Source organism: Streptomyces phaeoluteigriseus (genome assembly GCF_001896135.2).
In the GTDB taxonomy this organism is placed as follows: Bacteria; Actinomycetota; Actinomycetes; order Streptomycetales; family Streptomycetaceae; genus Streptomyces; species Streptomyces phaeoluteigriseus.
The window spans coordinates 484416-490939 of sequence record NZ_MPOH02000015.1 but is presented as its reverse complement, the minus strand read 5'-3'; the positions used below and the strand labels follow the sequence as shown (position 1 = coordinate 490939).

Genomic DNA, 6524 nt, shown 5'->3' with positions numbered 1-6524 from the left:
ATCCCCCCCGCCGCCGGTACCGCCTGGGCGCCGCTCCCGCGTACCTGGGCTCCCGCGCCCGGGCAGCACCGGGACGGGCTGTCCACCGCCGTTCCCGGGCGGCACCCGGAGGAGGACGCGCGGCCCGCCTGGAGTCCCGCCACGCCCCTGCGGCATCCGGACTTCGACGCCCCGCCCCCGGCCGCCGAGGCCGGGCCCGATCCGGCGCTGTCGTGGAGTGCCCCGATGACGCCGGGCGGCGCACCGGGTGCCACGCGGCCCGTCGTGACGTTCGCGCGGCCCGAGGGGTACGGCGACACCCCACGCGCGGCGGGCTGGACGAAACTGCGCGGGCACACCGTAGCGGCGGCCGCCTGTGTGGTCCTCGGACTCGGCCTCATCGGCGGTGCGGTGACCGGCAGTTGGCTCCTCGGCGGCCCCGCGGACGCGGGCGAGCCGGGTGTCTACGCCACCGCGGGCGGCCTGTGGCACAACGTGCCGGTCGACCGGCTGTTCCCGCCCACCCTGGACGGACAGGGCGCGGGCCCCGGCGGCGCCGACCGCACCTGGACCCGGATCGCCGTCGCCCCGGACAGCGGCTGCGCCGACGCCTTCGACCCGCTGCTCGCCAAGGCCCTCGCCCCGGTCGGCTGCGCCCGTCTGCTGCGCGCGACCTACACCGACGCCACCCGCAGCCACGTCACCACGGTCGGCATGCTGTTCACCAAGGCCGACGCGGCCGGCATGCGCGCCCTCGACACCAGGTTCGACAAGGAAGGCCTGGCCCGCCGCACCGACCTGATGCCCCGTTCGTACGCCGCGAAGGGCACGGTCGCCGCCGCCTTCGGTGACGGGCAGCGCGCCTCGTGGACGGTGTCCGTCCTCACCGACGCCCCCGTCGTCGTCTACGCCGTCTCCGGCTGGGCCGACGGCCGTACGGTCGCCACCCCGCAGTCCGCCGTGGAGGCCATCGCGTCCGGTGCCACCACCGCCGTTGCCCAGGCGGGCCTGGGCAACGAGGCGAAGGGCCTCGCCGACCGCATCGAGCGCGGCCTGCGCAAGGCCGCCGTATCGCCTTCGGAGCCACCCTCATGAGCGGTCGCGGAATCCGCCGGGCCGGCGTGCTGAGCTGTCTGCTGGCCGCCGCGGTCGCCCTGGTGCCGCCCACCACCGCGTACGCGGACGGCATCCGGGCCAAGCAGTGGGCCCTGGAGGCCCTGCACACCGAAGAGGTCTGGCAGACCACCAAGGGCGGGGGCGTCACCGTCGCCGTCCTGGACACCGGCGTCGAGTCCGACCACCCCGACCTCGACGGCAACGTCCTGACCGGCAAGGACATGGTCGGCTTCGGCGCCGGGCCCGGCGACCGCGCCTGGGCCCGCCACGGCACCGCGATGGCCGGCATCATCGCCGGTCACGGCCATGGCTCCGGCAACGGCGACGGTGTCATGGGCATCGCCCCGGAGGCGAAGATCCTCCCCGTGCGGGTGATCCTGGAGGACGGCGATCCCTCCCGCACCAAGGCTCGCAACACCCGCGGCAACGCCCTCGCGGAAGGCATCCGCTGGGCCGCCGACCAGGGCGCCGACGTCATCAACCTCTCCCTCGGCGACGACTCCGCCTCCGCCCACCCCGAACCCGCCGAGGACGAGGCCGTCCAGTACGCGCTGAAGAAGGGCTCGGTCGCGTCGCCTCGGCCGGCAACGGCGGCGAGAAGGGCGACCGCGTCTCCTATCCGGCGGCCTACCCGGGCGTCATCGCCGCGACCGCCGTCGACCGCTACGGCACCCGCGCCTCCTTCTCCACCCGCCGCTGGTACGCCACGGTCAGCGCCCCCGGCGTCGACGTCGTCATCGCCGACCCGGACCACAAGTACTACGAGGGCTGGGGCACCTCGGCCGCCGCGGCCTTCGTCTCCGGCGCCGTCGCCCTCGTCAGGGCCGCCCACCCGGACCTGACCCCGGCGCAGATCAAGAAGCTGCTGGAGGACACCGCCCGCAACTCTCCCACCGGGGGCCGCGACGACTCCCGCGGCTTCGGCTTCATCGACCCGGCCGCCGCGGTCAGGGCCGCCGACGGCCTCGCGCCCGAAGGCCTGCGCTCGGCGGCGTACGGCGAGGAGTACTTCGGTCCCGGCCCGGACGAGGAGAGCGCCGACGACGACGCCTCGGGCTGGGCCGGCCCGCTCGCGGGCGCCACCGGGGGAGTACTGCTGGTGGCCGCAGTGGCCCTGTGGCGGGGCCGCCGCACCGGCGACCGCGAGGAGCGCCGGCAGCAGTACGACGCCTTCTGAGCCCCGAGACGCCCCGGCCCGGTCAGGCGTCCGTGAACGCCGACATCGCCGCCTTCGCCGCCGCCTCCACCAGCGCGATGCCCTTCGCCTGCGTCGCGTTGCCGTCCGAGAGGACGGCCACCAGGTAGTCGTGCCCGCCGGACGTCACCCGCCCGATGCTGTTGACGTCCCACAGCCCCGTCGCCGTACGCGGCAGCCAGCCGTTCTTCAGGGCCCACGCGGAACCGTCGGCGGCCGCCGAGACACCCCAGTGCTGGTCCGCCGCGATCTGCCCCATCAGCCCCTGGAGGTACGTGCGCGAGGCCTCGCTCAGCTCCGAGTCGGCGCCGAAGACCTGCCGCAGCAGCGTCAGTTGGTCGGCGGCGGTGGTCCGGGTCAGCCCCCACAGCACGCCGTCGCCGCCCTCGGTGCCGGTGAGCCCGAACCGCTCGTTCGCCGCCTCCAGCCCGGCCGCGCCGCCCACGGAGTTCCACAGCGCCGTCGCGGAGTCGTTGTCGCTGTTCTCGATCATCGCGGTCGCGTACGCCTTCTCCCGCGCCGTGAGGTGCCGGCCGGCGTCCTGCGCCTGGAGCAGCAGCGTCGCCAGGATGTCCACCTTGACGATGCTCGCCGTGTCGAAGGCACCCGTGCCGAAGACGGCACTCACCCCGGAGTCCACGTCGAGCACGGCCACGGACACCCGCGCCCCGTCCGGCACGGTCACCGACGCCATCGCCTTCGCCAGCAGGGCGTCGCGGTCCACCACGGACGCCGCCGCCTGAGACGCGGACTGCGACGCGGACCGGATCACGGGCTCCACCGACACCTCCCCGCCCGCCGACGCAGAGGACGTCGGCGTCGCCGACGGCACGGCGCCAGGGCCCGAGTGCGCCTGCGCCGTCACGTAGACGGTCCCGGCCGCCGAGGCGCCCAGGACGGCCACCGAGACGAGCGCCCGGTGGAGAAGGGGACGACGGTGACCGGAGGGACGAGCGCGGCCGCCGTGGCGTGCTCTGGAGGACTCCATGTCCCTGATGCTGGTGGCGCCGACTGTGCGTCCTGTTAGACGCGGGTTAGATGTACGTCAGGGATGCCTGAGAAACCTGTGAAAGCGGTCTCCGCCGTGTTTCCGGCCCCGCACAACCCCAGCATTTTCCCCCCGATAGGGTCGGTGACCGTGGCGAACAAGAACATTCCCGACCCCGGCTTCTCCGACGACGACGGCTCGGCCGACCCGGCGCTGAGCGCGGCGCTCGCCGCCTGGGCCGAGGACCGCACCGCCGTGGCACCCGTGCTGGAGGCGCTCAGGGGAGCCCGGCTGCTCGTTCCCGTCGTCGCCGTGCTGGGGGAGGTCGAGGAGGACGCCAACGGGCTGCGCCGCGAGAAGACCAGCGACATGGCCGTACCGACCCTGAGGGCCGGTGACCGCACGGCCCTGCCGGCCTTCACCTCCACCGCGTCCCTCGCCCGCTGGGACCCGCAGGCCCGCCCGGTCGCCGTACCCCTGCACCAGGCCCTGCGGGCGGCTGCCCACGAGAAGGCCGACACGGTCGTCCTCGACCTGGCCGGACCGGTCGCCTTCGAGGTGACCGGGTCCGCCCTGCTGGCGCTCGCCGAGGGCCGCACGACCACCGACCCGCTGGCCGACCCGGCGGTCGTCGAGGCGGTACGGGCCGCGGTGGCCGCCGAACCAGCGGTCCTGCGCGCCCACCTGCTGCCCGGCCAGGCCGACGGCACCCTCGCCCTCGTCCTCGCCCCGGACGCCGCTCCCGCCGAAGCGGCGCAGGCTGTGGCGAGGCGCATCGCCGCCGACGAAACACTGAGGGCCCGCCTGGTGCGTGGCCTCGACCTGGCACTCCTGCCGGCCGGAACCACCCCACCGGGCGAGCCCCTCCACGTACGCGACTGATCCGAACGGAACTCCCTAGCCGTAGACCGGCCCGGTGTACTTCTCGCCCGGACCCTGGCCCGGCTCGTCCGGGACGAGGGAGGCCTCGCGGAAGGCCAGCTGGAGCGACTTGAGGCCGTCGCGCAGTGGTGCCGCGTGGAAGGAGCTGATCTCGGTGGTGCTCGCGTCCAGCAGGCCGGCGAGGGCGGTGACCAGCTTGCGGGCCTCGTCCAGGTCCTTGTACTTGTCGCCCTCGTCGGTCAGACCGAGCTTCACGGCGGCCGCGCTCATCAGGTTGACGGCGACCGTCACGATCACCTCGACCGCCGGGACCTCGGCGATGTCGCGGGTCATCTCGTCGAAACCGGCGGTGCCGGAGGGCTCGGGGCTGTCCGAGGGGGAGGTCTCACTCATGCCCCACACGATAGGGCCCGCCGTATGCCCTCTTGACAGCAGGAGGCGGGAGACACCGGATTCGCGCACGCATGAACGAGCTGCTAATCTCGTGTAACGACCGGTCGGACACGCGTGCCCTTCAAGCAGGCGGATCCGGCCCACAAGTGGAGGCTCCGAACTCCCACCCGACCACCCTCCGGGGCGGCGGGTCACCCCGGTCAGGCGGCCCCCATCGTTCCGTACGGACGATGGAGTCGCCCGGTAGTGCGCCCCGCGATCCTTGCGGCGGTGCTCCGGTAGTGCTTGGAGCCCCGCGTGTGATCGTTGGGGCATTTTTTGTGCTTCGGCGTGGTTGTGAACCAATCGAACACAGACGTTACGCGGCCGTTCGCCAGACTGCCGTGTGGTGCTACCGAGGAGGATCCATCAGCGCCGAGCCCCGCATCAACGACCGGATTCGCGTTCCAGAGGTGCGACTTGTCGGTCCCAGTGGCGAGCAGGTCGGCATCGTGCCGCTCGCGAAGGCACTGGAGCTTGCCCAGGAGTACGACCTGGACCTGGTCGAGGTGGCGGCAACCGCCCGCCCCCCCGTGTGCAAGCTCATGGACTACGGGAAGTTCAAGTACGAGTCGGCCATGAAGGCCCGTGAAGCGCGCAAGAACCAGGCGCACACGGTCATCAAGGAGATGAAGCTCCGGCCGAAGATCGACCCGCACGACTACGACACCAAAAAGGGTCACGTCGTCCGGTTCCTCAAGCAGGGCGACAAGGTCAAGATCACGATCATGTTCCGCGGTCGTGAGCAGTCCCGCCCCGAACTGGGCTACCGACTGCTGCAGCGTCTCGCGGAGGACGTCCAGGACCTCGGGTTCATCGAGTCGAACCCGAAGCAGGACGGCCGAAACATGATCATGGTTCTCGGTCCGCACAAGAAGAAGACCGAGGCGATGGCCGAGGCTCGTCAGGCTCAGGAAGCCCGCAAGGCCGAAGCGAAGGCCAACCCGGGCCGCTCACAGAACGCCGCGGACTCCGACGCCGTGAACGCCGAGGAGTCGGACGGGTCCGAGGGTTCCGTGGAGTCCACGGAGACCCGGTCCGCCGAGGCCTCCGCCGAGGCGTGACCCCCCAGGGCGTCAGTCCCAGGACGTAACCGATACAAGCGACGCTCCACCTGTGCCCGGTTTTCACGACCGGGCACCGGAGCGCCACCGACGAGGAGATAACGGCGCTATGCCGAAGAACAAGTCGCACAGCGGTGCCAGCAAGCGCTTCAAGATCACCGGCTCCGGCAAGGTGCTCCGTGAGCGCGCCGGCAAGCGCCACCTGCTCGAGCACAAGTCGTCGCGCGTGACGCGTCGCCTCACCGGCACTGCCGAGATGGCCCCGGGCGACGCCAAGAAGATCAAGAAGCTTCTCGGCAAGTGACGTACGGGCGCCTTGCCGCCGTACGTACGTCTGAACCGGGACCCAATCGTTTCCGGGCCGTGTGAGTCCCACCACGGCCCCGCTACAAGGAGTTAAAAGTGGCACGCGTCAAGCGGGCAGTCAACGCCCACAAGAAGCGCCGGGCGATCCTCGAGGCGGCCTCCGGCTACCGCGGTCAGCGTTCGCGCCTGTACCGCAAGGCCAAGGAGCAGGTCACCCACTCGCTGGTCTACAACTACAACGACCGCAAGAAGCGCAAGGGTGACTTCCGTCGGCTGTGGATCCAGCGCATCAACGCCGCTGCCCGCGCCAACGGCATCACGTACAACCGCTTCATCCAGGGTCTGAACGCCGCGAGCATCGAGGTCGACCGCAAGATCCTGGCGGAGCTGGCCGTCAACGACCCGACCGCGTTCGCCGCGCTCGTCGAGGTCGCCCAGAAGGCGCTGCCGTCGGACGTGAACGCGCCGAAGGCTGCGTGACGCTGCGCCGGCTGAGCCGGAAGTGACATGACTCGACCCGCAGGCGAACCCGCCTGCGGGTCCGAGTGCGTCCGGCCCCGGT

The 6524-nt window shown here is 72.1% G+C and carries 7 protein-coding genes and 1 pseudogene; 6 read left to right on the top strand and 2 right to left on the bottom strand.

Annotated features, from left to right (window positions below; translation table 11 throughout):
- Both BM536_RS20115 and mycP read left to right on the top strand, forming a co-directional pair.
- Positions 1 to 1074: hypothetical protein (locus tag BM536_RS20115; protein WP_425444654.1), on the top strand; the 1074-nt coding region annotated here is incomplete at its 5' end.
- Positions 1071 to 2272: pseudogene (gene mycP, locus BM536_RS20110) on the top strand (type VII secretion-associated serine protease mycosin). The gene BM536_RS20115 and the pseudogene mycP, both read left to right, overlap by 4 nt.
- Before the next feature lie 22 nt (positions 2273 to 2294).
- Here the strand turns inward: mycP and BM536_RS20105 are convergent.
- Entirely contained in the window at positions 2295 to 3278 is a 984-nt protein-coding gene (locus BM536_RS20105) for a serine hydrolase (RefSeq protein ID WP_094103286.1), read from the bottom strand.
- A gap of 150 nt (positions 3279 to 3428) precedes the next feature.
- Between BM536_RS20105 and BM536_RS20100 the strand changes: the two genes are divergently transcribed.
- Positions 3429 to 4160, top strand: coding sequence for an SseB family protein (locus tag BM536_RS20100; RefSeq protein WP_094103497.1), 732 nt, complete (start codon positions 3429 to 3431; stop codon positions 4158 to 4160).
- A 15-nt stretch (positions 4161 to 4175) separates the two neighbouring features.
- Here the strand turns inward: BM536_RS20100 and BM536_RS20095 are convergent, their stop codons facing one another.
- A complete protein-coding gene (locus BM536_RS20095) occupies positions 4176 to 4553 on the bottom strand; it encodes a DUF1844 domain-containing protein (protein ID WP_073499624.1) in 378 nt (125 codons plus the stop codon).
- Between the two features lie 383 nt (positions 4554 to 4936).
- On the opposite strand from BM536_RS20095, the gene infC reads away from it, so the two are divergent.
- The 3 genes from infC (at position 4937) to rplT (ending at position 6442) form a co-directional block, all read left to right on the top strand.
- Positions 4937 to 5656 carry a translation initiation factor IF-3 gene (gene infC / locus BM536_RS20085; RefSeq protein ID WP_073499622.1) on the top strand — a complete coding sequence of 240 codons (720 nt, stop codon included), beginning with the start codon at positions 4937 to 4939 and terminating at the stop codon, positions 5654 to 5656.
- Positions 5657 to 5765: 109 nt separating this feature from the next.
- Positions 5766 to 5960: a 50S ribosomal protein L35 gene (rpmI, locus tag BM536_RS20080; RefSeq protein ID WP_073499621.1), complete on the top strand. Its 195-nt coding sequence runs from the start codon at positions 5766 to 5768 to the stop codon at positions 5958 to 5960.
- 98 nt (positions 5961 to 6058) lie between these two features.
- Positions 6059 to 6442, top strand: coding sequence for a 50S ribosomal protein L20 (rplT, locus tag BM536_RS20075; protein ID WP_073499619.1), 384 nt, complete (start codon positions 6059 to 6061; stop codon positions 6440 to 6442).
- Positions 6443 to 6524: the final 82 nt, after the last annotated feature.